Annotated in this window: 26 protein-coding genes; 11 read left to right on the top strand and 15 right to left on the bottom strand. The window is 68.5% G+C overall.

Going from position 1 to position 23,706, the window contains the following annotated elements; genetic code table 11:
* Nucleotides 1-189: 189 nt before the first annotated feature.
* On the bottom strand, nt 190-774 hold the full coding sequence (locus tag F9C11_RS02550) for a TetR/AcrR family transcriptional regulator (RefSeq protein WP_409186793.1): 585 nt from the start codon (nt 772-774) through the stop codon (nt 190-192).
* 51 nt (nt 775-825) lie between these two features.
* On the opposite strand from F9C11_RS02550, the gene F9C11_RS02545 reads away from it, so the two are divergent.
* Nucleotides 826-1,629, top strand: coding sequence for a class I SAM-dependent methyltransferase (locus F9C11_RS02545; protein WP_409183348.1), 804 nt, complete (start codon nt 826-828; stop codon nt 1,627-1,629).
* A 38-nt stretch (nt 1,630-1,667) separates the two neighbouring features.
* Here F9C11_RS02545 and F9C11_RS02540 read toward each other — a convergent pair whose 3' ends face one another.
* Genes F9C11_RS02540 through F9C11_RS02530 form a run of 3 tightly spaced genes read right to left on the bottom strand, consistent with a single transcriptional unit; the run spans nt 1,668 to nt 4,345 of the window.
* Entirely contained in the window at nt 1,668-1,862 is a 195-nt protein-coding gene (locus F9C11_RS02540) for a ferredoxin (RefSeq protein ID WP_037356317.1), read from the bottom strand.
* Between the two features lie 40 nt (nt 1,863-1,902).
* The gene (locus tag F9C11_RS02535) at nt 1,903-3,108 is read right to left on the bottom strand and encodes a cytochrome P450 (protein WP_409183347.1); all 1,206 of its coding nucleotides are present in this window, start codon (nt 3,106-3,108) and stop codon (nt 1,903-1,905) included.
* Nucleotides 3,109-3,118: 10 nt separating this feature from the next.
* Nucleotides 3,119-4,345, bottom strand: a complete 1,227-nt coding sequence (locus tag F9C11_RS02530; RefSeq protein ID WP_409183346.1) for a cytochrome P450 — start codon at nt 4,343-4,345, stop codon at nt 3,119-3,121.
* Between the two features lie 206 nt (nt 4,346-4,551).
* Here F9C11_RS02530 and F9C11_RS02525 point away from each other — a divergent pair, with 206 nt between their 5' ends.
* Nucleotides 4,552-5,184 (top strand): TetR/AcrR family transcriptional regulator, encoded by a 633-nt coding sequence (locus F9C11_RS02525; RefSeq protein WP_409183345.1) that lies wholly within the window; start codon nt 4,552-4,554, stop codon nt 5,182-5,184.
* Nucleotides 5,185-5,326: 142 nt separating this feature from the next.
* Nucleotides 5,327-5,863 (top strand): DUF4232 domain-containing protein, encoded by a 537-nt coding sequence (locus tag F9C11_RS02520; protein WP_409183344.1) that lies wholly within the window; start codon nt 5,327-5,329, stop codon nt 5,861-5,863.
* Nucleotides 5,864-5,876: 13 nt separating this feature from the next.
* Here the strand turns inward: F9C11_RS02520 and F9C11_RS02515 are convergent, their stop codons facing one another.
* The 10 genes from F9C11_RS02515 to F9C11_RS02470 all read right to left on the bottom strand — a co-directional run bounded on the left by F9C11_RS02515 (nt 5,877) and on the right by F9C11_RS02470 (nt 14,813).
* Nucleotides 5,877-6,716, bottom strand: coding sequence for a helix-turn-helix domain-containing protein (locus tag F9C11_RS02515; protein WP_409183343.1), 840 nt, complete (start codon nt 6,714-6,716; stop codon nt 5,877-5,879).
* 140 nt (nt 6,717-6,856) lie between these two features.
* Entirely contained in the window at nt 6,857-7,096 is a 240-nt protein-coding gene (locus F9C11_RS02510) for a hypothetical protein (protein ID WP_409183342.1), read from the bottom strand.
* A gap of 133 nt (nt 7,097-7,229) precedes the next feature.
* Nucleotides 7,230-7,982 (bottom strand): ESX secretion-associated protein EspG, encoded by a 753-nt coding sequence (locus F9C11_RS02505; RefSeq protein ID WP_409183341.1) that lies wholly within the window; start codon nt 7,980-7,982, stop codon nt 7,230-7,232.
* 11 nt (nt 7,983-7,993) lie between these two features.
* Entirely contained in the window at nt 7,994-9,352 is a 1,359-nt protein-coding gene (locus F9C11_RS02500) for a hypothetical protein (RefSeq protein WP_409183340.1), read from the bottom strand.
* Entirely contained in the window at nt 9,352-9,975 is a 624-nt protein-coding gene (locus F9C11_RS02495; protein WP_409183339.1) for a DUF3558 domain-containing protein, read from the bottom strand. The genes F9C11_RS02500 and F9C11_RS02495 overlap by 1 nt, the downstream gene beginning before the upstream one ends.
* The gene (locus tag F9C11_RS02490; protein WP_409183338.1) at nt 9,972-10,553 is read right to left on the bottom strand and encodes a hypothetical protein; all 582 of its coding nucleotides are present in this window, start codon (nt 10,551-10,553) and stop codon (nt 9,972-9,974) included. Before F9C11_RS02490 ends, F9C11_RS02495 begins: the two co-directional genes overlap by 4 nt.
* A 222-nt stretch (nt 10,554-10,775) precedes the next feature.
* Entirely contained in the window at nt 10,776-11,642 is an 867-nt protein-coding gene (locus F9C11_RS02485; RefSeq protein ID WP_409183337.1) for an aldehyde dehydrogenase family protein, read from the bottom strand.
* The gene (locus tag F9C11_RS02480) at nt 11,635-13,068 is read right to left on the bottom strand and encodes an aldehyde dehydrogenase family protein (RefSeq protein WP_409183336.1); all 1,434 of its coding nucleotides are present in this window, start codon (nt 13,066-13,068) and stop codon (nt 11,635-11,637) included. The genes F9C11_RS02485 and F9C11_RS02480 overlap by 8 nt, the downstream gene beginning before the upstream one ends.
* Before the next feature lies 1 nt (nt 13,069).
* A complete protein-coding gene (gene deoC, locus F9C11_RS02475) occupies nt 13,070-14,044 on the bottom strand; it encodes a deoxyribose-phosphate aldolase (RefSeq protein WP_409183335.1) in 975 nt (324 codons plus the stop codon).
* Between the two features lie 136 nt (nt 14,045-14,180).
* Nucleotides 14,181-14,813 carry a DUF1707 domain-containing protein gene (locus F9C11_RS02470; protein ID WP_409186792.1) on the bottom strand — a complete coding sequence of 211 codons (633 nt, stop codon included), beginning with the start codon at nt 14,811-14,813 and terminating at the stop codon, nt 14,181-14,183.
* A gap of 105 nt (nt 14,814-14,918) precedes the next feature.
* Between F9C11_RS02470 and F9C11_RS02465 the strand changes: the two genes are divergently transcribed.
* The gene (locus F9C11_RS02465) at nt 14,919-15,362 is read left to right on the top strand and encodes a protein tyrosine phosphatase (protein WP_409183334.1); all 444 of its coding nucleotides are present in this window, start codon (nt 14,919-14,921) and stop codon (nt 15,360-15,362) included.
* A 362-nt stretch (nt 15,363-15,724) separates the two neighbouring features.
* Nucleotides 15,725-16,348, top strand: a complete 624-nt coding sequence (gene upp / locus F9C11_RS02460; RefSeq protein ID WP_409183333.1) for a uracil phosphoribosyltransferase — start codon at nt 15,725-15,727, stop codon at nt 16,346-16,348.
* On the opposite strand, the gene F9C11_RS02455 is transcribed toward upp, so the two are convergent.
* Nucleotides 16,341-16,931, bottom strand: a complete 591-nt coding sequence (locus F9C11_RS02455; protein ID WP_409183332.1) for a TetR/AcrR family transcriptional regulator — start codon at nt 16,929-16,931, stop codon at nt 16,341-16,343. The genes upp and F9C11_RS02455 overlap by 8 nt on opposite strands.
* A 95-nt stretch (nt 16,932-17,026) precedes the next feature.
* Here F9C11_RS02455 and F9C11_RS02450 point away from each other — a divergent pair, with 95 nt between their 5' ends.
* The 6 genes from F9C11_RS02450 to F9C11_RS02425 all read left to right on the top strand — a co-directional run bounded on the left by F9C11_RS02450 (nt 17,027) and on the right by F9C11_RS02425 (nt 23,696).
* Entirely contained in the window at nt 17,027-17,428 is a 402-nt protein-coding gene (locus tag F9C11_RS02450; RefSeq protein WP_409183331.1) for a MerR family transcriptional regulator, read from the top strand.
* Complete coding sequence (locus F9C11_RS02445; RefSeq protein WP_409183330.1) at nt 17,425-18,405, top strand: aldo/keto reductase; 981 nt, start codon at nt 17,425-17,427, stop codon at nt 18,403-18,405. Before F9C11_RS02450 ends, F9C11_RS02445 begins: the two co-directional genes overlap by 4 nt.
* A 132-nt stretch (nt 18,406-18,537) precedes the next feature.
* Entirely contained in the window at nt 18,538-20,082 is a 1,545-nt protein-coding gene (locus F9C11_RS02440) for an NAD(P)-binding domain-containing protein (RefSeq protein ID WP_409183329.1), read from the top strand.
* 1 nt (nt 20,083) lies between these two features.
* A complete protein-coding gene (locus F9C11_RS02435) occupies nt 20,084-21,109 on the top strand; it encodes an alpha-hydroxy acid oxidase (protein WP_409183328.1) in 1,026 nt (341 codons plus the stop codon).
* Entirely contained in the window at nt 21,106-22,428 is a 1,323-nt protein-coding gene (locus F9C11_RS02430) for a cytochrome P450 (RefSeq protein WP_409183327.1), read from the top strand. The genes F9C11_RS02435 and F9C11_RS02430 overlap by 4 nt, the downstream gene beginning before the upstream one ends.
* Nucleotides 22,425-23,696: a cation:proton antiporter gene (locus tag F9C11_RS02425; protein ID WP_409183326.1), complete on the top strand. Its 1,272-nt coding sequence runs from the start codon at nt 22,425-22,427 to the stop codon at nt 23,694-23,696. Before F9C11_RS02430 ends, F9C11_RS02425 begins: the two co-directional genes overlap by 4 nt.
* Nucleotides 23,697-23,706 lie beyond the last annotated feature (10 nt).

Here is a 23,706-nt window from a genome sequence, read left to right as displayed (position 1 = left end):
CTGGTCAACTGGTATCTCTACCTCTGGGGACCGTGGTTCCTCGCTGGGGGTCTCGCGTTCGCCGCGGCTGTCGCGCAATACGTCCGGCACCGCGCCGACCGGCGCACGTTGACGCGTTACGGAGCGGTCGGCGCGCTGGGTGCCTTGGCCCTGTCGGTGTGGCCGGGGTGGCGACCGGCATCGGGTGAGTCAGCGGAGAACTCCCGCGAGGACGGTGGCCGCCATCTGGCGGACGGCTTCCTCGCTCGGCGGCTCCCCGGTGCGGTCCGCGAAAAGCAGATGGCCTGCCCCGATGAGCGTCGGAGCCAGCGTCCGCACGTCGGCGTCCGGGGCCAGCCTGCCGAGAGTTCGTTCCGCGGCAAGGTAATCCGCGAGTACGTTCGCCGCGTCCGTCGCCAGCGGAATCCCCGGACCCGGCCGCGCGGCCCGGAGCCGGTGCCGCAGTTCGTCGCGGAAGGTGATCAGGGCGACGATCGACACCGCGACCGACGAGAAGACCTCGGTGAGCAGTTCGGCCACCGTCTCGACCACGTCGCCGGTCCCGGCGTGCAGCTCGCCCGCCCGGGCTTCGAGGCGCTGGATCCGGTCGAGCACCAGTGCGGCGAGAAACGCGTCGAAATCCTCGAAATGCCGGTGCAGCACGCCCTTCGCGCAATCCGCCTCGGTGGTGACGGCGCGGCTGGTGAGGCCGCTCGGGCCTTCGCGGAGCAAAACCCGTTCCGCGGCGTCGAAAAGCTGGGCGCGGACGTCGCGGAGATGGATCCCGGTGGGCAACTTCACGGTCCTTCCTGGCCATAGTGGGCGCTTGCCCACTATGGTGGGCACATGCCCACTTTACCTCGTCCCGAACCGCATCAGCACCGGACCATGGCGGAGTCGTTCGGCGTTGATCCCGAGCGCTACGACCGGGCGCGCCCGCGTTACCCGGACGAACTGGTGACCGCCGTGCTCGAGGCCAGCCCGGGGAAGGAGATTCTCAACGTCGGCTGCGGCACCGGCATCGAGGGCCGGCAGTTCCACGCCCGCGGCGCCGTCGTGCTCGGCGTGGAGCCGGACGCGCGGATGGCGGAGTTCGCCCGGCGCGATTTCCCGGTCGAGGTCGCGAAATTCGAGGATTGGGACCCGGCCGGGCGGACTTTCGACGCGCTCGTGTCCGGGCAGGCCTGGCACTGGGTCGACCCGGCCGCGGGCGCTGCCAAGGCCGCGCGGGTGCTGCGTCCGGGCGGCCGGTTCGTCGCGTTCTGGCACGTGTTCATGCCGCCGGAAGAAATTTCGCGGGCGCTGGCGGACGCATTGCGCCGGGCGATGCCGGACTCGCCGTTCAGCGGCAACTACCTGAAAAGCCCCAGCGCCGACGCCTACCAGCCGATGCTCGACAAAGCCGCGGACGGCTTGGCCGGGACCGGCGCGTTCGGCAAGGCGGAGAACTGGCGGTACGACTGGACGCAGGACTACCGCCGCGACGAGTGGCTGGACCTGCTCGCCACGCAGGGCGGCGTCACCGTGGCGACGCCGGAACAGCGCGACCAGGTGCTGGCCGAGGTCGGCGCCGCGATCGACGCACGCGGCGGCCGACTGACGACGAATTACTCGACCGCCGCGGTGACCGCCGTCCGTATTCCGGGGTGAAAGGCCGGTCCCCGGCCGGAAACCGGGGACCGGTCCGGTCACTCCTCCAGCGAAAGCGCTTGGCTCGGGCAGATGTTCACGGCCTCGCGCGCCTTCTCGACCAGCTCGCCGTCCGGAGTGTCGTTGAGGACGATGACCGTGCCGTCGTCCTCGCTCTGGTCGAACAGCGCGGGCTCGGTGAGCACGCACTGGCCCGCGCCGACGCACTTGCCGGTGTCCGCGATGATCTTCATGATGGCCTCTTCCTGGCTTGTGGTGGGAGCACTCTGATCTCTACCAGGTCACCGGCAGCTGGTACAGGCCGAAGATCGTGGCGTCTTCCTTCACCGGGATCTGGTCGACCGGCAGCACGCTCTTCAGCGTCGGGATACGGCGGAACAGCGTGTCGAACACGATCTGCAGCTCCATCCGCGCCAGGTTCTGGCCGAGGCACTGGTGCGGCCCGAACCCGAACGCGACGTGGTGGCGCGCGCCGCGTTCCAGGTCGAGCTTCTCCGGGCTTTCGAACACGTCCGGGTCCCAGTTCGCGGCGTAGCCCAGCACGAGCACGCCCTCGCCGGCCTTGATCGTGACGCCGCCGATCTCCACGTCCTCGGTCGCCACCCGCGCGGTCGCACCCTCGACGATCGTGAAATAGCGCAACAGTTCCTCGACCGCGAGGAGCGTCTTGCCCGGATCGGCCTCGATCGTCGCGCGCTGCCCGGGGTTCTCCAGCAGCCCGATGGTGCCGAGCGAGATCATGTTCGCGGTGGTCTCGTGCCCGGCGACCAGCAGCAGGAAGGCCAGCCCGATCATGGCGTCGTGGTCGTAATTGCCTTGTTCGCGGCGCTTGACTATCTGCCTGCCGAGCAGGTCGTCGGTCGGGTCCTTCTCCTTCGCCGCGACGAGATCGCCGAGGTACCCGCGCAATTCCTCGGACGCCTTCTTGCGGTCCTCGACCGTGGTGCTGCGGCGGATGAGCGCCATCGTGCGCTGCTGGAAGTAGTCGTGGTCGGCGTACGGGACGCCGAGCAGTTCGCAGATGACCAGCGACGGCACCGGCAGCGACAGCTTTTCCACCAGGTCCGCCGGTTTCGGCCCGGCGAGCAATTCGTCGATCAGGCCGTCGACGATCTCCTGGATCCGCGGCCGCATCGCCTCGACCCGCTTGACGGTGAACTCGCCGAGCACCTCGCGGCGGGCCTCGCCGTGCTCGGGCGCGTCCATCGAGATCATGGCTTTTTGCTTGGTGTTGGTGAGGATCGCGGCCCCGCCCTCGGCCAGGAACGGGAAATTGGGCAGGAACCGGTCCGAGGAGAACCGGCGGTCGCCGAGGATCTGCCGGGCTTCCTCGTGCCGCGAGGCCACCCAGGCCTCTTTGCCGCCGGGGATCCGCACGCGGGTGAGCGCACTCGTCTCGCGCATCCGGACGTACTGCTCCGGCTGCGAGAACGGGCAGGTGCGGGCGACCGGCATGCGGAGTTCTTCAGTGGCAGTCATCGTTTCCCCTTCACCAGGTCACCGGGAGGCAGTACAGCCCGAAGACGCCGGAGTCGTGTTTGAACGGCAACTCCTCGACCGGCGCGGCGAGACGCAGCGTCGGGACGCGGCGGAACAGGGTGTCGAACACGATCTGCAGTTCCATCCGCGCGAGGTTCTGACCGAGGCACTGGTGCGCGCCGAAGCCGAACGCGACGTGGTGCCTGCCGCCGCGGGAGATGTCGAACTGCTCGGGCTCCGGGAAGACCTCGGGGTCGAAGTTGGCCGCGTAGCTCAGGCCGAGGACGCCTTCGCCTGCCTTGATGGTGACGCCGGCGATGTCGACGTCCTCGAGCGCGACGCGGGTGGTGGCGAATTCCGCGATGGTGAAGTAACGCAGCAGTTCCTCGACGGCGTCGAGGGTTTTGCCCGGATCCTCCTTGATCGCGGCGAGCGACTCGGGGTTCTCCAGCAGGGCGACCGTGCCGAGCGAAATCATGTTCGCGGTGGTCTCGTGCCCGGCGATGAGCAGCAGGAACGCCAGCGATACGAGGTCGTCGTGGTCGTAGGCGCCCTCCTCGCGCTTCTTCTCGATCTGGCGGCTGAGCAGATCGTCCGCCGGTGCGGTTTCCTTCGCGGACACCAGGTCGGACAGATACTTCTGCATCGCTTCGACCGACGCGCCGCGCTCGTCGGCGGAGACCTCTCGGTTGAGGAGCCGCGAGCTGTGCTTCTGGAAGAAGTCGTGATCGGAGTACGGCACGCCGAGCTGTTCGCAGATCACCAGCGACGGCACCGGAAGCGAGAGCGCGGACACCAGGTCGGCGGGCTTGTCCCCGGCCAGCATCGCGTCGATGTGCTGGTCCACGATCTCCTGGATGCGCGGCCGCAGCGCCTTCATCCGCTTGACGGTGAACTCGCCGACGACGCCGCGCCGCGCCGGGCCGTGTTCCGGCGCGTCCATCCCGATCAGCGACGGACGCAGCCGCGGGCGGCGCTGCACCCCGTCCTTGAACAGGATCGGGAAGCCGGGGTTGAAACGGTCCGAGCTGAAGCGCGGGTCGTTCAGCATCGCCCGCAGATCCTCATGCCGGTGCAGCACCCAGGCGCGCTGGCCGCTGTGCTCGAGCTCGACGTAGTGCGCGCGAGCGTCGCGGAACCGGTCGTAGCCCGGCGGCGGCGCGAACGGGCAGGTCCGCTTCATCGGGAACGCGGCCTTCTCCGGCTGGGTGCGGACGGGCTGGGCGACTTCGGTCATCTGAACCCCCTGTGGTGGGTTTGCCCCGTTACGGAATGAATGTGGAGGATTACATTCCGGTTCACTGCCCAAGGTACCGAAGTGGAGGATCGCCGTCCACTAGCATCGGGGTGACAATCACTGTCTCTTGCCCGGCCGCCGGCACGTTTGCGCAGCTGACCCGGCATGCGAGAATGCGCGCCAACCGGAAAGACGGAAGGCCGGGCATGAGTGCAGACCCCGAGACGCCGCTGCGAGCGGACGCGCAACGCAACCGCGACCAGATCATCGCCGCGGCTCGCGGCATCTTCGCCAGCCACGGTCCCGAGGTCCCGATGGAGGAGATCGCGCGCGCGGCCGGCGTCGGAGTAGGCACCCTCTACCGGCGTTTCCCGGACCGCGACGCGCTCATCCGCGCGGTCGCGGTGGACAACTTCGCGGGCGTGCTGGACCACGCCAGGCGGCTGTCGAGGGAAGCGCCGACGGCGTGGGAAGCGTTGGTGCAGCTGCTCTACCACGGCGCGGAACTGCAGTTGTCCATGCAGCTGGCCATGTTGTCGCAGCGCGCGCACGAAATTCTCAAGGACGACCCCGAGGTGGCGCACCTGCGCGAAGCGGTGCTGCTCGAGGTCGAAGGGCTGGTCGGCCGGGCGCAGGCCGAGGGGACGCTGCGCAAGGACGTGGGTGCGGGAGACGTCGCGGTGCTGTTCGCCCGCCTCATCCGCCAGCTGCCCGCGCATCGGCTGAAATCGCCGGAGATGGCGACGGCCCGCAACATCGCGATCATGATCGACGGCCTGCGAGCTGGTCCGGCTACGCCGTTGCCGGGGCGGCCGATCGGCAAAGAAGATTTGCTCTGAGGCGTTTCTTCAGACGTGACGGGCCGTCTGGGGTTGCTCCCGCGGGGGTGATCTCACAACGGGCCATCGCGTCGCGGGCGGAGACGTCTTACCCCGTGAAAGCCGGTGCGGAGCCACCGGAAAACACGGGAGGGGACGAATCATGAAGAACATCCGCCGAATCGCCGTCGCGGTCGCCGTCGCCGGGGGAGCGGCCGCTCTCTTCGCCGGGACCGCCAGCGCCACGACCGCGGACTCGTCGGCCTTGCAGTGCACGGCGAACCAGTTCAGCACCAAGCTCGTCTACGGCGGGGCCGGCGCGGGCCAGCGCAACGCGGCGCTGCAGTTCACCGCCAACGAAGGCGAGCGGTGCCTCCTGCCTGGCCGGGCCGACGTCAACCTGGTCGGTGCGCACAACGTCCTCGTCAACAACGAAGCGCCGGTTGACGCGCCGCCAGTGCTGATCGCGAACGGTTCGTCGGCGTACGTGCCGCTGCACTGGACCGCGATCGGGTCCGACGACGAGCAGGAGACGCCGAACGCGGTGACCATGACCGCCCCGGCCGACTCCAACCCGCACGGGGACCCGATCGACCCGAACGTGACGGTGGACTGGACCTTCGGCGCGGTGGACGCCGGCTCCGACAGCCACAACCTGGACGTCGGCACCCTGACGGCGGGCGAAGCGCCTGCGGCGTAAGGGTTTCCGGGAGTCAGTCCGCCTGGGTGAGTGCTTCGAGAACCCGCTGCAGCACTTCCCGGGCGGCGTCTCCCTCGGCCGCGACTGTCCACAGTAGATCCGCGACCTCGTGGTACGGGTCGACGTCGCTCGCGATGTGCTCGCCTTCGGGGGTTTCGACCATCGCGACGTCGTCGACGACCCAGAAGTCGGCGGTCACCGGATAGGGCACGACGACGTCCGCCGGGATGATGCCGAAGCGGATGTTGGGGGTGCCGAGCAGCGCGAGCAGCTTGTGCACCTGCCCGATCATCACCTCGCGCGGCGCGTTCGGATACCGCAGCGCGGCCTCGGAGGTGAGCAGTTCGATGGTCCGGCCGGGTTCGTAGAGGATCTGCTGGCGCTGCATCCGCGCCCGGACCGCTTCGGTGATGTCCTGCGCGCCGCCGTGGATCCGGGCGTGGGCCAGCAGCGTATGCCGCGCGTACTCCGGGGTTTGCAGTAATCCGGAGACAATTCGGAGGTCTACCGCCCGAATTCGTAGCGCTCTGGCTTCTCTTGCTATGGATTCCTCTTGTCTGGCCCGGTGTCCGTCGCGGACTTTTTCTTTCCAGCTGGCGTGCGCGTCGCGGACCTCGACCAGTTGTTCCCGCAGTTGCGCGGCAAGTTCCGGAGGTCCGCCGACCGCGGCGACCCAGGCTTCGAGGTCGTCGTCGCCGACGGTCTGCCTGCCGTTCTCGATCTTGCTGACCTTGGGCGCGTTCCAGCCGATGGCCCTGGCGAAATCCTTTCCCGTCTCGTAGCCCGCGTCGACCCGGAGCCGGCGCAGGCGATCGCCAAGCTCTGCCCGGCGTTTCTCGAAACTGGTAGGCACTCGCCCTCGCTAACGCATGCGGAATTCCTCGAACCCGATGGCATCTTCCCACACCTGGGGTCGAGTTTCGAGAAATCCGGGGCGTCTAGTGCGTCTGAATCGCCGGGATGCCCTTGCCTCGCCTGCGCCGGTCGTGGTGCTCAGGCTTCCTGCGGGAAGAATTTGAGCAGGCCGGCCGGGATTTCGACGGCCGTTTCCGTGTCCGGAAGGCCGCGTTCGCGCAGTTGGCGCAGTGCGTGGGCGTCGGTGACCCGGTAGCCCTGGACGACGTACGTGCCGCGGTTGGTGCGATAAGCGTTGGGGCAGTTGCCGCCCGCGCTGGTGGTGCCGAGGAACTCGAGGGCTAGTGCTTCTTCGGGTTGAGCGGGATGCAGGGTCATGTGGAGTCCTCCTGACGTGCTGCTGCGCCTCTGCCGGACACGGGGCGTCGAAATTTCCCCAATGGCTCATGTTGGCAGAGAATTTCGCGAAAGGATAGAGCTGTGGCGCGAAATGTTGGGCCGTGCGCTTCGGTCAGGAGAGCTCGGCGAGCGTGAGCGTCAGCGCGTCGACGAGGTGGGCTCGGGTGCCGGAGTAGACGTTGATCCGCAGCCCGCCGGTGTCGTCCGGGCTGACGAAACTCAGCACGCGCCCGCGACCGGTGAGGTCGATCGCGGACAGCGGGGTGCTGTGCGTCCGGCTGCCGTCCGGCCCGCGAACCGCGACGTGCATCAGGTGCACCGCGTCGCGCCGGGCCCGCATCAGATGCCGCAGTTCGTCCGCGCTGGCCGACGATTCGGCGAGCGGATCGGCGGCGGCGCTGTCGTAGTAGTCCTTGGGCACCTTGAGCGGCCGGAGCTTCGCCGGAGCGCAGCAGGGAAGCAGATCGACGAGGCTGCCGCTGATGTCGCGCGGAGAGACGGGTTCGAGCTGCACGGACCGGTTGTCCGTCACGAGCCGCACGGCCTCCCGCCCGGCCGCCGCGACGAGAATCGCGCCGTTGTCCCCGCGCCGGGCGCGGAAATCGCTCCAGGAATACACCTCGCGCCGCGCCTCGGCGAGAAGTTCGAGAGTGTCGCGCAACCGCGGACTGGGCGCACCGCTCGCCGCGAGCCCGAACCGGGCCAGCAGCCCGTACGACTGGACCCGGAGCTTGTCGGCGAACTCGTCGGTCATGAACATCGGCGCGTGCTCGACCACGACGGGCGGATCGCCGAGTTTCTCGTGCCCCCACACGGCGAGAAACGCCAGCCGGGGCATCCGGACCGGTCTCTCGAGGATCGGCATCGCGGCGCCCCTCAGCCGCCGATGGTCGGAGGAGTCGGCGGCAACCCGGTCCGCGGGTCGACGGTGCGCTCGCCGTCGTCATCGTCGTCGAAGGTGAAGGCGGAGTCGGTTTCGAGGCCGTATTTGCGGTGGTGGTCTTCGCGGTCTTCGTCTTTGCCTTTGCCCTGAGCGGGGGTTATTCCGCCGATGCCGGGGGCGCCTCGGGAACCGGGGGCGCCGGCGGTGCCGCGTGCGGAGGGGTTTGCTGCGCGGCCTTCTTCTCCTAGGCCGGTTCCCTTGCCTGGTCTTGGGGGTGGACCGCCTGGTCGGCCGCGGGGTTCGCCTGCGCGGTCGCTTTCCCCTTTCGCGATTCCACCGGTGGCGCCCGCGGTTCCGGGTTCGTTTTGCGGGGGAATGCCGACCAGCCCAGGCGACGAGGTGCTGTTGCCGGATTCGCCGGGGCGGGGCGCGACGGTGGCCGCCGCCGGATCCGGTGCCCATCCGGAAACTGTTGTCCGCTCGTCAGTTCTTGGCTGCGGTGCGATGTCCGGGCTGGGTTTTCCGCTGGGCCCTTGCGTTCTGCCGGGCCCGTGCTGCGTTGCGGACGGCCCGCTGTCCGGCGGCCCGCTGACGGACGGCCCGCTGACGGACGGCCCGCTGTCCGGCGGCGCGGCGGTCGGCGGAGGACCTTCCGGCGGATGCCCCGAGTTTCGGGGTTTCGGGAAAACCGGCGCCTCGTCAGGTCCTTGCCGCGACTTCAGCCGCGAGCTGACGGTGTCGCTCCGCCCGCCGAAATCGTCAAGCCGCCCGTAGTCGGATTGCAGCTGCTGGCTGCCGGTGCGGGCATGCTGGACGTAAGCCTGATAGCGGTCGACGTTCTGCTGGGCCACCGCGTTGTAGTGGTTGATCTCCTTCTCCGCGTCGGTGTCCCACGGAGTGCTCCGGTCGATAAAGCTCAGGTGCGGCGGCTGGTCCGGCATCGGCTGAAGGGAGGTTTTCATGGCGTCGAACCCGTGCGCGACGTCGGACAAATTGGCGCCGTTGGTGGTGTAGATCGCCGCGGACACGGAGGCGATTTCCGCCAGGGCCCGAATCCGGGTCTGCGCGGCGTCCGCGGCCCGGCCGGTCCAAGCGGATTCGAGTCCGGTGCTCATCCGGGCGACCAGGTCGCTGGCCTCGTGGTGCTGCTCGCCGAGATCGGCGGCGCGGCCGGCGCCCCGGTGCCAGTCGGACGTGCCTGGTCCGGCGAGCACTTTGTGAGCCAGCTCGGGTGCGGAGAGGGCCTCGGCGCCGGTATCGGCTTGGAGTACCGCGGAATAGAACTTGCCGAGATCGTCGATGCGCTCGCCGACCCAGTGGCCGACGTCCTCGAGGATCGAGAAGAAGCCCATCACGAACCCGCCCGCTGCCGGAGATTGCCGATGACCATGTCGGCGACCTTGGCCGTCAGTTCGCACGGGTCGGCTTTTCCTGCTTTGCCGCGGCCGAGGTTCAGCGCGGCGTCGACGGTGTAGTCGTCCGCGATTCCTACGCTGACATCGCAGGAATCATCGAGGCCGATGCCGGTGTAGATCGACCAGGCGACGGCGGGCAGTTCATGGATCGGCGGCAGCGGCCGCCACGTCGTCGTCTTGGGCTTGGTGTTCTGATAGACCGAACTCAGGCCCTGGCGCGTGCGAACGTCGTAGAAAACATTCAACCCCGCGCCGGACTCCAGGTTCCCCCATCGGCAGGACGGCCCGGTCGCCGAGATGTTTTCCGGTTTAGGCGGGGTGGCGGTGGTTCCGAGGATTTCTTTGATCTGCTCCGGCGTGAGCGCGTCGTGGCAGGGGTTTCCGGACAGGACCGAGGGCGGCAAAGGCCGATCGACTTTCGGCGCTCCCGCATAGGGCAGCGAGGCGGCGGCCGGCGACGGGGTCGTCGGCACGGACGGTGCGGGTCCGCCGGAGCAACCCGCAGTGAGGGCAATTGCTCCGATAGCGACGAAAAATGGCGCTGACGAGTGACGGTTCATCCCGCGAAGCCCTTCGCCGAGGCTTCGGAGCCGGCGGCTTTCACGTCAGCGGTCGCAGTTTCCTCGGCTCTTTCGGTGAGGCCGAGTGCTTGCTCCAGTTTCCGGACGAGCTGGTCCGCGTAGTCGTACATCCGGGTGACAGCCGCCAGGCCCGCGCCGAACGCGCCGTCCTCGGACCCGTCGCCGGTTAACCGCCGGTTGTAGCCAGTGCTTGCCGGCTCGTCCGCGGGCGGCGTCAGTTTGGTCAAGTACGCGGCTGTATTGCGCATGTCGCCGAACTGTTCCCGGGCTTGTCTGGCCAGGTTGAGCATGCTCCGGGCGTCGTCGCGGCTCATCGTGAAACCTGGGCCGGGCGGGGGTGTTCCAGAGTCGGTGATGGTGAAGGTGAAGTCCGGCAACCAGTTCTTACCTGCGGCAGCGGCAGGCTGGTCCATGTCCTCGCCCTCCCCAGAACCCGGCGGACATTTCGCGCGACTGTCGGTTCGGTGCCTCACGGCGCTATTCACCGTAGCCGACGGCGCACGCTTAGTCGTGCGGGCGGAGAGAATTTGCAGGAAATCGGCGAGCGATTCGCGCAATTGGGCGAATGCTACTGTTCGGAGGTAATGCAGCTGCGGAAATCTCTGTCCGGAAAAGCGGCGACGCGGCTTCCTGGGTGCGGGGCGGTTCACTCTACTCCTTCTTGGTCGGCCGCCCAACCTAAATACCAAGCCTGCCCGCCGCGCAATTTTTCGAAAGATCGCAGACAAAAACCTCCGTTCCGGGGGTAACCGGAACGGAGGTCTGGGTGAACTCGTCTGTCAGACGCCCATGGGGTGCCAGACCGTCTTCGCTTCCAGGTAGCGCCGGAGGCGGGAGAGGTCTGGCTCGGCCGTCCAGTCCGGTTCGGCGTCCGGGACGGACAGGACCCGTTTCACCGTTCCGGCGGCTTCCTGGGCCAGGGTGACGCGGTCCTCGGGGGTCGCTCCCGTCGGGTCCAGTGCGTTGACGTCGCCGTGGGAGGCCAGCCATGGGCCCAGTTCCGCGGCGCGGCCGGTGAGGATGTTGGCGACCCCGCCGGGGACGTCGGAGGTGGCCAGTACCTCGGACAGCGTGATGGCGGGCAGAGGACGGTCCGCGCTGGAGACCAGGACCGCCGTGGAGCCGGTGGCCAGCACGGGGGCCAGGACGGTCACCAGGCCGAGCAACGAGGACGCTTGCGGGGCAAGGACTCCGACGACCCCGGTCGGTTCGGGCGTGGTGAAGGAGAAGTACGGCCCGGCGACCGGGTTGGCGGCGCCGAGGACCGACGCGATCTTGTCGGTCCAGCCCGCGTACCAGACCCAGCGGTCGATGGCGGCGTCCACCAGGGACTCGGCCTTTTTCGCGGCGACGCCTTCGCAGGCGGCCACCTCGGCGGCGAACTGGGCGCGACGGCCCTCCATCACCTCGGCGACGCGGTAGAGCACCTGGCCTCGGTTGTATGCAGTTGCCGACGCCCAACCGGGGAACGCCTTGCGGGCGGCGGACACCGCGTCGCGCAGGTCTTTGCGCGACGCGTGGGCCGCGTTGGCCAGGAAAGCGCCCTGGGAATCGGTGACCGGATAGACCCGGCCTGATTCCGAGCGCGGAAATTTGCCGCCGATGTACAGCTTGTAGGTTTTGGCTACCGAAATCCGGTCAGACATTGAGGTAGGCCTCCAAACCGGTGCGTCCGCCTTCGCGGCCGAAACCGGACTCCTGGTAGCCGCCGAAGGGTGCGGCGGGGTCGAAACGATTGAACGTATTGGCCCAGACCACTCCGGCCCGGAGCTGGTTCGCCATCCACAGGATGCGCGAGCCCTTCTCGGTCCAGATGCCCGCGGACAGCCCGTACGGCGTGTTGTTCGCCTTCGCCACGGCCTCTTCCGGCGTACGGAAGGTGAGGACCGACAGCACCGGGCCGAAGATCTCCTCGCGGGCGATCCGCATCGACTGGTGGACTTCGGAGAATACCGTCGGCGCGAAGAAGAATCCGCGGTCCGGCACCGGGCACGGGCTGGTCCAGCGTTGCGCGCCTTCCGCGTCGCCGGATTCGACCAGGCCGCGGATCTTCGCCAGCTGCTCGGCCGAGTTGATCGCGCCGATGTCGGTGTTCTTGTCCAGCGGGTCGCCGAGCCGCAGCGTGGACACCCGGTAGCGGAGCTTCTCCAGCACCTCCTCGGCCACCGATTCCTGCACCAGCAGCCGCGAGCCCGCGCAGCAGACGTGGCCCTGGTTGAAGAAGATCCCGTTGACGATCCCCTCGACCGCCTGGTCCAGCGGGGCGTCGTCGAACACCACGTTCGCCGCCTTGCCGCCGAGTTCCAGGGTCAGCTTCTTGCGGGTGCCCGCGACGGTGCGCTGGATCAGCTTGCCGACCTCGGTGGAGCCGGTGAACGCGATCTTGTCGACGTCCGGATGCTCCACAATGGACGCTCCGATGTCGCCGGCGCCGGGCAGGATGTTCACCACGCCCGGCGGCAGCTCCGCCTGCTGGCAGATCTCGGCGAAGACCAGCGCGCTGAGCGGCGTGGTCTCGGCCGGCTTCAGCACCACGGTGTTGCCGGTGGCCAGCGCCGGCGCGATCTTCCACGCCAGCATCAGCAGCGGGAAGTTCCACGGGATCACCTGGCCCGCGACGCCGAGCGGCTTCGGGTCCGGGCCGTAGCCCGCGTAACCGAGCTTGTCCGCCCAGCCCGCGTGGTAGAAGAAATGCGCGGCCGCGGTGGGCACGTCGGAATCGCGCGACTCCTTGATCGGCTTCCCGTTGTCCAGCGTCTCCAGCACCGCCAGCTCGCGCGAGCGTTCCTGGATCAGCCGCGCGATGCGGAACAGGTATTTCACCCGTTCCGTGCCCGGCATTTTCGACCAGACCGACGTGTACGCCTTGCGCGCGGCCTTCACCGCGGTGTCCACATCGGACTCCGACGCGGTGCCGACCTCGGCGAGGATCTCCTCGGTGGCCGGGTTGACCGTCTTGAGCGGCTCGCCCGAACCGTCGACGAACTCGCCGTTGACGAACGGCTTGTAGTGCTCTTTCAGATTGGCCAGTGCGCGCGATTCCGGGGCGGGCGCGTATTCGAAGATGCCCATGTCAGTCCACCGTCACGTAGTCGGGGCCGCTGTAGTGGCCGTCCACCTGGGTGCGCCGCTGCAGCAGCAGGTCGTTGAGCAGGCTCGACGCGCCGAACCGGAACAGCTCCGGCGTGAGCCACTGCTCGCCCGCGACCTCGTGCACGGCGACGAGGTACTTGATCGCGTCCTTCGTCGTCCGGATCCCGCCCGCGGGCTTGACCCCGCGCAGTTCGCCGGTGCGCTCGTGCCAGTCGCGCACCGCCTGCAGCATCACGTGCGTGACCGGCAGCGTCGCGGCGGGCGACACCTTTCCGGTGGACGTCTTGATGAAGTCGCCGCCCGCCAGCAGCGCGAGCCAGGACGCGCGGCGCACGTTGTCGTACGTCGCCAGTTCGCCCGTTTCGAGGATCACCTTCAGGTGCGCCGAGCCGCAGGCCTCCTTCACGGCGCGGATCTCCTCGAACACCTCCAGGTAGCGGCCTTCGAGGAAAGCGCCGCGGTCGATCACCATGTCGACCTCGTCCGCGCCGGCCTCGACGGCCTGCCGGGTGTCGGCCAGCTTCACCTCGCGGCTCGTGCGGCCGGCCGGGAACCCGGTGGCGACGCTCGCCACCCGCACCCCGCTGCCCGCGAGCGCTTCGACGGCCGTCTCCACCAGGTCCGGGTACACGCACACGGCCGCGACGCGCGGGCAGTCCTGCCGCTCAGGGTCCGGCCGCATCGCCTTGGCGGCGAGGCCGCGGACCTTGCCGCGCGTGTCGGCTCCCTCGAGCGTGGTCAGGTCGACCATCGACACCGCGGTGTCGATCGCCCACCGCTTGGCTTCCTTTTTGATGCTCCGGGTCGCGAGTCCGGCCGCCCGCTGCTCGACGCCGACCTGGTCGACACCGGGCAGCCCGTGCAGGAACCGCCGCAGGCTCGCTTCGTCGCGAGTGACGTCCGTCAGCGGCGACGGGGTTTCCGGCGCCGCTGCCGGGCTGGTGGTAGCTGTCATACCGCTGAGTGTAGGTGCGCGACAGCAGGCGCCGGAGCGCTCACCGGAATCTGTGGACAGCTGGTCACCGGCTCGCGGTTGTCCACAGCCGCGAGCCGTGAGCGGCGATTTTTGTCGGTGTCGTGTGCAGTCGGGGTCAGGACTCGAGCCGCGGGGCGTTCAGGTCCTTGGCCGGTTTGCGGTAAACGACGACGCCGCCCCAGAAGCCGAGGCCGTTGATCGTCACGGTCGGGGCGGTCGGCGGCGCCGGCGGCGCGCCGGACTTGTCCTCCAGCATGAACGCTCCCATGAAACCGATGCCGGTGACGTTCACGTTGATGTCGTCGGGGACGGTGATCTCGATCCCGCCCATGATCGCGATGGCGGTGATCGTGCACGACTTCTCCGCGAACCGGGCGCTGCGCAGGTCGATCTCGGCACCGCCCCAGAACGCGAAAGTCGTGTGCTGCTGCGGCAGGACCCAGCTGCCCTTGCGCACGGCCCCGGACATGACGCCGATCGACATGGCGGAACCGGGGTGCCCGCCGATGCGGTTGTCCGGCAGCCCAAGCGCGCGCGACGGAGCGGGCTGCAGCGAGGCCGACGCGGCGGTGGCGACCGCGGCGCTGCCGGGCAGGTCGGCGGTCACCGGCTTCAGGTCGGCGAACGTCTTCGCGGAGTAGACGCTGGAGAGCCGCTCTTCCAGCTCGTCGATCGTGATGCGGCCTTCGGACAGGGCCTGGTGCAGGACTTGCGCGACCTGCTCCCGATCAGCGTCCGACACGCGCATCTGGTCCGGGCCCGGCGTGGCTGGGTCTTCACTCACCTGGGGCAGCCTAGCCCTGTCGGGTCGGGCTCGGGTCCATCTAACGATGGATAGCGGGATCATGGAGTGATGGAATCTGCGTTGGTGGGGGCCCTCGTGCTTCCGGACGGGGCTGTGGTGCGGGGCCGCGGGCTGGGGAAGCCGAAGCCGGAGGGGCCGGAGCCGGAGTTCGGGTTGTATGTGGGATCGCGGCGGATGCGGGCCAAATACGACGCTTCATTGGGGTGGGAGCGGCGGTGGGTGGTTTGGCCGGACTTTTCGCTGCCGCGGGATTGGGAGGGGGCTCGACGGGAGATCGTGGGGCTGCATGAGCGGGCGGTTGCCGGGGAGGCGGTGGAGGTGGCTTGCCTTGGCGGGGTGGGGAGGACCGGGACTGTGCTGGCTTGTTTGGTGACGTTGGGCGGGGTGGATCCGAGAGGGGCTGTGGAGTGGGTGCGGAGGGAGCATCATCCGCGGGCGGTTGAGACTCCTTGGCAGCGGTGGTGGGTTGGGTGGTTTTCTCGGGGGAGGTAGGGCGGCGGGCGGCTCGTCGCCCTGGGGGCGACATTGCGCCCAGTCCGGCGTGGGGCACCCCGAAGCCCAAGTGTGCTGACGGTCGGTGGGTGCTTGTCAAGGCGGGAAAGATGCCTTGACAAGCACCCACCGACCGCAGGGAGGCTTCGTATCGGGGTGCGGGGGAGGGGCTGGGTGCCACGCTCTTTGGGTGCATCGGTGCGGTTTTAGGGCTGGGTGCCTCGCTGTTTGGGTGCATCGGTGCCTGTTTGGGGCCGTGAGGGGAATCAGGGGCGGCGAGGGTTCTCTCGCGGAAGTAATCGGGCCCACGAAGGTGCGGGGGAAAGAGTGGCGTCTTCGGGGGCGGCGGCTAAGTTGTCGCCATGGATGTGCATGTCGTCGATCACCCGCTGGCCAAGGCTCGTCTCTCGACCATGCGGGACGCTCGGACCGACAGTGCTGCGTTCCGGGCCGCGCTGCATGAGTTGACTGTCATGCTCGTCTATGAAGCCACTCGGGATGCTCCGGTGCGTACTGAGCGCATCCACACCCCGGTCGCGCGGACTGATGCGTATCGGCTGGCCAGTCCGCCTCTGCTGGTTCCGGTCTTGCGGGCCGGGCTGGGGATGGCTGACCAGGCGCACAAGCTGATCCCGGACGCGCAGATGGGGTTCGTCGGTCTCGCTCGCGACGAGGAGACCCTTCAGCCGACTCCGTATCTCGAGTCGTTGCCTGAGTCGCTCGCGGACCGGCCGGTGCTGGTGCTTGATCCGATGCTCGCCACTGGCGGTTCGATGGAGTACACGATTCGCCTGCTCACCGATCGTGGTGCTACTGACGTCACCGCTATCTGTGCGCTCGCCGCGCCGGAGGGGCTCGCGCATCTGGAGCAGACTGGGCTGCCGGTTCGGGTCGTCACGTCGAGCATTGACGAGCGGCTCAACGATTCCGGGTTCATCGTGCCGGGGCTCGGCGACGCGGGGGACCGGCAGTACGGCGCTAGATGAGCCAGCCGGAAGCGTTGGCCTGCAAGGCTTTTTCGTACGCGTCGGAAACGCTGAAGCTGTCCGGCAGGCGGCCGGACAGTTCCAGCGACACCAAGCCGTGCACGAAACCCCACAGGCTGACGGTGATCAGTTCCGGCGCGACGTCCTGGAACTGGCCGGACGACACAGCGGTGCGGACCACGCCCATCAGCGGGGCCAGGGTGGCTTGCGCGACCTCGTCGGCCTCGGCGTTGGGTTCGAAACCCGGCACCGAGCGGCTGAACATGATCGCGTACAGGTGCGGGTCGGCGAGGGCGCTTTCGCGGTAGGCGATGCCCAGGCGCACGAGGTCGGTTACCGCGTCCCCGGACAGCGGCACCCTCGCCAGGCGGGCGCCGAAGCGGCGGAAGCCTTCTACGTACAGTGCGTTCACCAGGTCCGGCTTGCTGCCGAACAGCGAGTACACCGCGGTGGTCGACGTGCCCGAGTCGGCGGCCAGTTTTCGCAGCGACAGGGCCTTGGGGCCGTCGGCGGAGATCAGTTCGCCTGCCCGGTCCAGGAGCTTCAGCCGGAGGGTTTCGTCGTGCGTTCGGGGGCGGGGCATGTACCCAGCGTAACGCAACAACGTTATAAAACGCGAGCGTGACCACTGGTTTCGGATTTGACCTGGAGTGCACTCCAGGTCGTACTGTCGGGCGCATGAGCTACTCGATAGCGGAAGCCGCACGACGTAGCGGCCTGTCGATCGACACCCTCCGGTACTACGAACGGATCAAGCTTCTCGAACCGCCCGCCCGCGATTCGGCGGGGCGGCGCGCCTACTCGGACGAGGACCTGAACTGGCTCGGCTTCCTCACGAAGCTGCGGCTGACCGGGATGCCGATCAAGGCCATGCGCGAGTACGCCTCGCTGCGCCGGCACGGGGTGGCCAGCGCGGGACGGCGCAAGGCGATCCTCGTGGAGCAGCGGCAGTCGGTCGCCGACCGGATCGCCGAGCTGCAGGGTTGTCTCGACATTCTGGACTACAAGATCGCCAACTACGAGCAGATCGAGCGCAAGGCCTTCGGCGTCGCGCCCGAGATGGAGGGAATTTCCGCGTGATCGGTACGAGGAAGCTCGGCGCGCTGGAGGTCGGGGCGCAGGGGCTCGGCTGCATGGGGATGAGCGCGGCCTACGGCGTACGCGACAACGACAGCGAGTCCATCGCCACCGTGCACCGGGCGCTGGAGCTGGGGGTGACCCTGCTCGACACGGCCAACGTGTACGGCGCGGGGGAGAACGAAAAACTCGTCGGCAAGGCCATCGCCGACCGTCGCGACCAGGTCGTTCTCGCGACGAAGTTCGGCATCGTGCACACCGACGAGGGCATGGCCGCGCGCGGGGACGCCGCGTATGTGAAGCAGTGCTGCGACGAATCGCTGCAGCGGCTCGGGGTCGACCACATCGACCTCTACTACCAGCACCGCGTCGACCCGAATGTCCCGATCGAGGAGACCTGGGGCGCGCTCGCCGAACTGGTCCAGGCCGGGAAGATCCGCTATGCCGGGATTTCCGAGGCGGGTGCGGAGACGATCCGCCGGGCGCACGCGGTGCATCCGGTCACCGCGCTGCAGAGCGAATGGTCGCTGTGGACGCGTGGCATCGAAGGCGAAATCCTCGACACCTGCCGGGAGCTGGGTATCGGAATCGTGCCGTTCTCGCCGTTGGGCCGCGGGTTCCTGACCGGCGCGGTCACCTCGGTGCGGGAGCTGCCCGAGGGCGACATGCGCCGGGGCCTGCCGCGGTTCGCCGAGGACAACTTCGCGCGCAACATGGCGATCGTCGAGGCGCTGCGCGCGCTGGCCGCGGACAAGGGCGTCACGGCGGGGCAGCTGGCGCTCGCCTGGGTGCAGGCCAAGGGGGCCGACGTCGTGCCGATCCCGGGCACGAAGCGGCGGAAATACCTGGAAGAGAACGTCGCCGCGGCCGAGCTGGAACTGTCCGAAGAGGACCTCGCGGCGATCGAGAAGGCCGCTCCGGCCGACGCGGTCGCGGGCGAGCGGTACCCGGAGGCGCTCGCGCGCGTCACCGGCAAGTAGCCGCCGGGCCGGTGCCCCGCCTCCGCCGCGGGGCACCGGTGTCCCGGGGACCGGGTACGTTCTGAGGGATTTCTGAGATCTTCCGACCACTCTGATCGCCGTCAGTTCAAGGCGACGCGGGAGGTCGGTGTCATGGCGGACGTGCTGGACTACCTGGTGGTCGGAGCCGGGCCGGCGGGATTGCAGCTCGGGCGGCAGCTGGGCGGGGCCGGGCGCGGTTACCTGGTCCTGGAGCGCGGGTCCGTGCCCGCCGCCTTCTTCACGCGCTTTCCCCGGCACCGCACGCTCATCTCGGTCAACAAGAAGCACACCGGCTGGACCGACCCCGAGCTGAACCTCCGGGTCGACTGGAACTCGCTGCTCGACGACGGGCCCGACCCGCTCCTCTTCACCGACTACAGCGCCGAGATGTTCCCGCCGGCGGACGCGTTCCTGCGCTACACCGCCGATTACGCGGCGAAACACGACCTCAAAATCCGGTACGACACCGAGGTGACACGAATTTCGCGCGCGGACGACGTCTTCACGGTCGCCGCCGCGGACGGGGAAACGTTCCGTGCCCGGCGGCTGATCATGGCGACCGGCGTGACCAAACCGTATGTCCCGGATGTGCCGGGGATGGAACTGGTCGACCAGTACTCCGATTACGACACCGATCCCGAGCAGTTCACCAACCAGCGCGTTCTCGTGCTGGGCAAGGGAAATTCGGCGTTCGAGACCGCTGACAGCATCAACGCCTACGCCGCGGTGCTGCACGTCGCGGGTCCGCGGCCGGTCAAGCTCGCGTGGCGGACGCACTTCGTCGGGCACCTCCGCGCGTTCAACGCTGGCGTGCTCGACATGTACCAACTCAAGCTGCAGCACGCGATCCTCGACGGCGACGTCCGCGAGATCACCAAGGACGACGACGGCTACCACGTCAAATTCGCCTTCGCCCGCGCCGATGAACTCGTCAAAGAGATCCGTTACGACCGGGTCATCGCGGCGACCGGATTCCGGTTCGACGCCTCGATGTTCGATGAGGATTGCCGTCCGGAACTGACCATCAACGACCGGTTCCCGGCACAGACGTCGTCCTGGGAATCGGTGAACGTGCCGGGACTCTATTTCGCCGGGACGATCACCCAGGCCCGCGATTTCAAGAAGGCCACCAGCGCGTTCATCCACGGCTATCGCTACGGCGTGCGCGCGCTCTGCAAGGTGCTTGACGAGCGTTACCACGACACCGAATGGCCAAGCACGGTGGTGGCCAACAAAACCGGTGAACTGGTCGACGCCGTGATCGGCCGGATCAACCGTACTTCCGCGCTGTATCAGCAGTTCGGCTTTCTCGCCGACGTCCTCGTGGTCGACGGCGACCAGGCTCGCTACTACGAGGAAGTTCCGGTCGACCGATTCCACGACACCCCCATCGGGCAGAGCGCCAACGCGTTCGTGATCACCCTCGACTACGGACCGGACCACGACAAGATCGACCCGTTCGACTTCACCGTCACCCGCGCGAGCCAGGACGTCGCGAACGATTCCGGCGAGGGCCATTACCTGCACCCGATCGTCCGGCATTACCAGGGCGGCGAATTGGTCGCGACCCATCACGTCACCGAGAATCTCGAAAACGAGTGGAACCGTCCGGTGCACGTGGACGCGTTGGCGGCCTTCTTCACGAAGCAGCTCTGACATGCGCACGATCGCGGAGCTGGAAGCCCTCGCGCGGGAACGGATGGAACCAGCGCACTACGACTATTACGCCGGTGGCGCGGGCACTGAAGCCACCTTGCGGGCCAACGAGGAAGAATTCCGCCGCCGGGTGCTCGTGCCGCGGGCACTGCGCGGAGTCGGCAAACGCGATCTGGCGGTGGAAATCGCCGGATCGCCGTTGTCAATGCCGATTTTGGTGTGCCCGACGGCATTCCACCGGCTCGCGCATCCGGACGGCGAACTCGCGACCGCGCAAGCCACCGCGGAAGCGGGCACCGTCTTCGTATGCAGCATGGCTTCGACGACGGCGGTCGAAGACGTCGCCAAAGTCGCGGACGTGTTCTGGTTCCAGCTATACGCCCAGTCAGACCGGGAGTTCACCGAAGCGGTCATCAGCCGGGCGGAGAACGCGGGCGCGCGGGCATTGGTGGTGACAGTCGATTCCGCGATACACGGACGGCGGGAACGCGAATACCGGCACGCCTTCCATGATCTCCCGCCCGGGTTGGCCGCCGAGAATATGCGCGACGCGACGGGTCGCGTGCGGAACATCGAAATGCCCGCCGACCTGACTTGGGAAGACCTGGACTGGTTGCGCGAAGCCACGAAAATGCCGGTGCTGCTCAAGGGAATACTGCATCCGGAGGACGCCCGACGCGCGGTGGCGGCCGGAATCGACGGGCTCGTAGTGTCCAATCACGGCGGCCGTCAACTCGACGGTGCGATTTCAAGCCTCGCCGCCCTGCCGGACATTGTGTCCGTTGTGGACGGTCAACTGCCGGTGCTCCTCGACGGCGGCGTGCGGAGCGGCGCGGATGTCGTCAAGGCGCTCGCCCTCGGCGCGGACGCGGTCGGCGTCGGCAGGCCGGTGCTGTGGGGGCTCGCCGCGGCGGGTCAGGAAGGGGTCGCTGAAGTGCTCGAACGGTTGCGCGAGGAAACAGACACCGCGCTCGGGCTGTGCGGCGCACGCACGCCCGGCGAGCTGACCCCGGACCTGGTCCGATGAAACGGCTCGTGCTCGCCGGGGCGGCCGGACTGGTCGCCACGAGCCCGAGGTGGCTGCCCGGCCGCGTGGTCTCGCTGCGGAACCGGATTTTCGCGCTGGTCAACGGGAACGAGGGCTACCAGGTGCCGGTCGAGGACTTCCGCCGGGTGTACGCCGATCCGGCGGCCGACGGGCGCAGCGAGGGGGCCGCGCTGTCGGACCTGTTCTGGTACTGGCTCGCGCCCGGACCGCAGGTGCACCAGGAACACCTCGAACCGGGCCCGCGCTACGACGAGGTCGCCAAAACCACCCGGACCATCCTGGTCAAGCCGAAGGCGGAAGCGCAGGCGCTGACCGAACGGGTCGCCGCGCGCGTGCTCGACCGGATCGAAACCGGGCCGGGGCGGCTGATCCGGCTGCGCGACGAGATGATGCCGGTCTGGGCCGAGCTGTACTACGAGCTGGTGTTCGGCGAGGAATGCCCGCCGGAGGCCCGGGACCTGATCGTCGGGCACGCCGACGACGTCGTGTCCGCGCTGAAGTGCGTGCGCCCGCGCAACATGCGCCGTCGCGCCCGGCTCACCGAGTACCTGCGCCGCCGCCTCGACGACGTGCCGCATCCACTGCCGTCCCGGCTCACCCGCGAGGAGCAGGTGTTTTACCTGCAGGGCACGTTCTTCAACACCGCGGTCGTGCAGATGTCCGAGGCGATGGCGCATCTGCTGATGGTGCTGGCCGAACACCCGCAGGTGCAGCGCCGGCTGGCGGAGAACCCGGACGACGACGAGTATTTCGACCGCGTGCTGGACGAATGCCTGCGCACCTACCCGCTGTTCGGCATCGCGCACCGCATCGCCACCGGCGACATCGAACTGGCCGACCGGACCATCGACGCCGGCACCGTGCTGCTGTTCAACTACCCGGAATTCCACCACGCCGGAGTAGACCGGCCGGACGAGTTCGACCCGGAACGCTGGGCTGGTTGCCCCGCGCACCAGCCGAGAAATTTCCTGCCGTTCGGCGTCGCGCAGAACCGGCCGTGCCCCGCGCGCGGTCTCGCCCCGGTGACGATGCGCGTGGTCACCCGGGAATTCCTGCGCCGGTTCAGCCTCGCCACGAGCGCCGCGCACACCCGGTCGATCCCCAATCGCGGACCGGTTTTCCTCGCCCCGCGCGGATCGCGGAGAAATCCCCGGACCCCGCTGGCCTACCTGGCCGTGCGCGATCGCTGGGAAGACGTGTGGCGCAGCCTCGCGCAGCTGGTGTTCGGCACCTACATGGTGGTCGACGCGCGGCGGCTGCGGTTGTGCACCCAACACTTCCAAGGAGGAACCCGATGAGTGCCGCCGAAGCCGCACCCGCGTTTTTCCTGGCCGCGGTGGTGATCCTGGCCGCCTGCCGGGCGGTGAACGCGCTCGCCGTGCGGCTCGGGCAGCCGCCGGTGGTGGGCGAGATGGTCACCGGCGTGCTGCTGGGCCCGTCGCTGCTCGGGCTCGTCGCGCCGGGCGTGCAGGAATGGCTGTTCCCGGATTCGGTGCGGACGCTGCTCTACCTCGGCGGCCAGATCGGGTTGGTCATCTACATGTTCGGCGCGGGCTACGAATTCCGGCTGAGCGCGCTCAAGGAAGGGAGGAAAACCGTCGCCGCGGTCTCCGCGGCCGGCACCGTCGTGCCGCTGGCGCTCGGCGTGGGGGTGAGCGTGCTCGGCGCGAACTGGGCCGGAATCCTGAAACCCGGGGTGTCGCCGGTGGTTTCGGCGGCGTTCGTCGCGGTGGCGCTCGCGATCACGGCGTTCCCGATGATGGCGCGGATCATCACCGAACGCGGGCTGGGCAGCACGAGGTTCGGTTCGCTCGCGCTGGCCTGCGGTGCTCTCGACGACGTCCTCGCCTGGATTCTGCTGGCGGTCGTGCTCGGCATGCACGCCGGCACTGCCGGCCCGATCGCGACGGCCATCGGCGGCGGCGTGCTGTTCGTGCTGCTGGTGTGGCTGGTGGTCCGCCGGATCGTGGCCCGGGTGATGGACAATCCGCGGGTATCGGTGGATCAGCGGATGCTCGTCACCGCCATGTTCCTCTTCGGTGCTGCCTGGTTCACCGACATCATCGGCCTGTACGCGGTGTTCGGCGCGTTCATGCTCGGGCTCGTGTTTCCTCGCGGCGAGGCGGCCGACGCGGTGCTCGCGCGGATCATGCCGGTCGGCCGGGTCGTGTTCCTGCCGCTGTTTTTCACCTACTCCGGCCTGAACACGCGATTCGCGCTGCTCGCCGACCCGAAGCTGCTGCTGTTCGCGCTGCTCTGCATCGCGGTCGCGGTGCTCGGCAAACTCGGCGCGTCGTGGGGCGCGGCACGGGCGACCGGCGAACCGCAACCGGTCGCGGTGCGGATCGGCGTGCTGGTGAACGCGCGCGGATTGATGCAATTGGTCGCACTGAACGTGGGGCTGTCCGCCGGAATCGTTTCGCCCGCCCTGTTCACCGTGCTGGTGCTCGTCGCGCTCGTCACCACGATCATGACCTCGCCGGTGCTCGGCTGGCTGGACAAACGCGACGCCCGCCGGTACGCGGACGGGGAAATGCCCGAATTCCTCCTCACCGGGCGAAGCTGAGCGATTGCCT

This window comes from Amycolatopsis sp. VS8301801F10, assembly GCF_046195355.1.
In the GTDB taxonomy this organism is placed as follows: domain Bacteria; phylum Actinomycetota; class Actinomycetes; order Mycobacteriales; family Pseudonocardiaceae; genus Amycolatopsis.
This window is presented reverse-complemented; position numbering and strand designations above follow the sequence as displayed.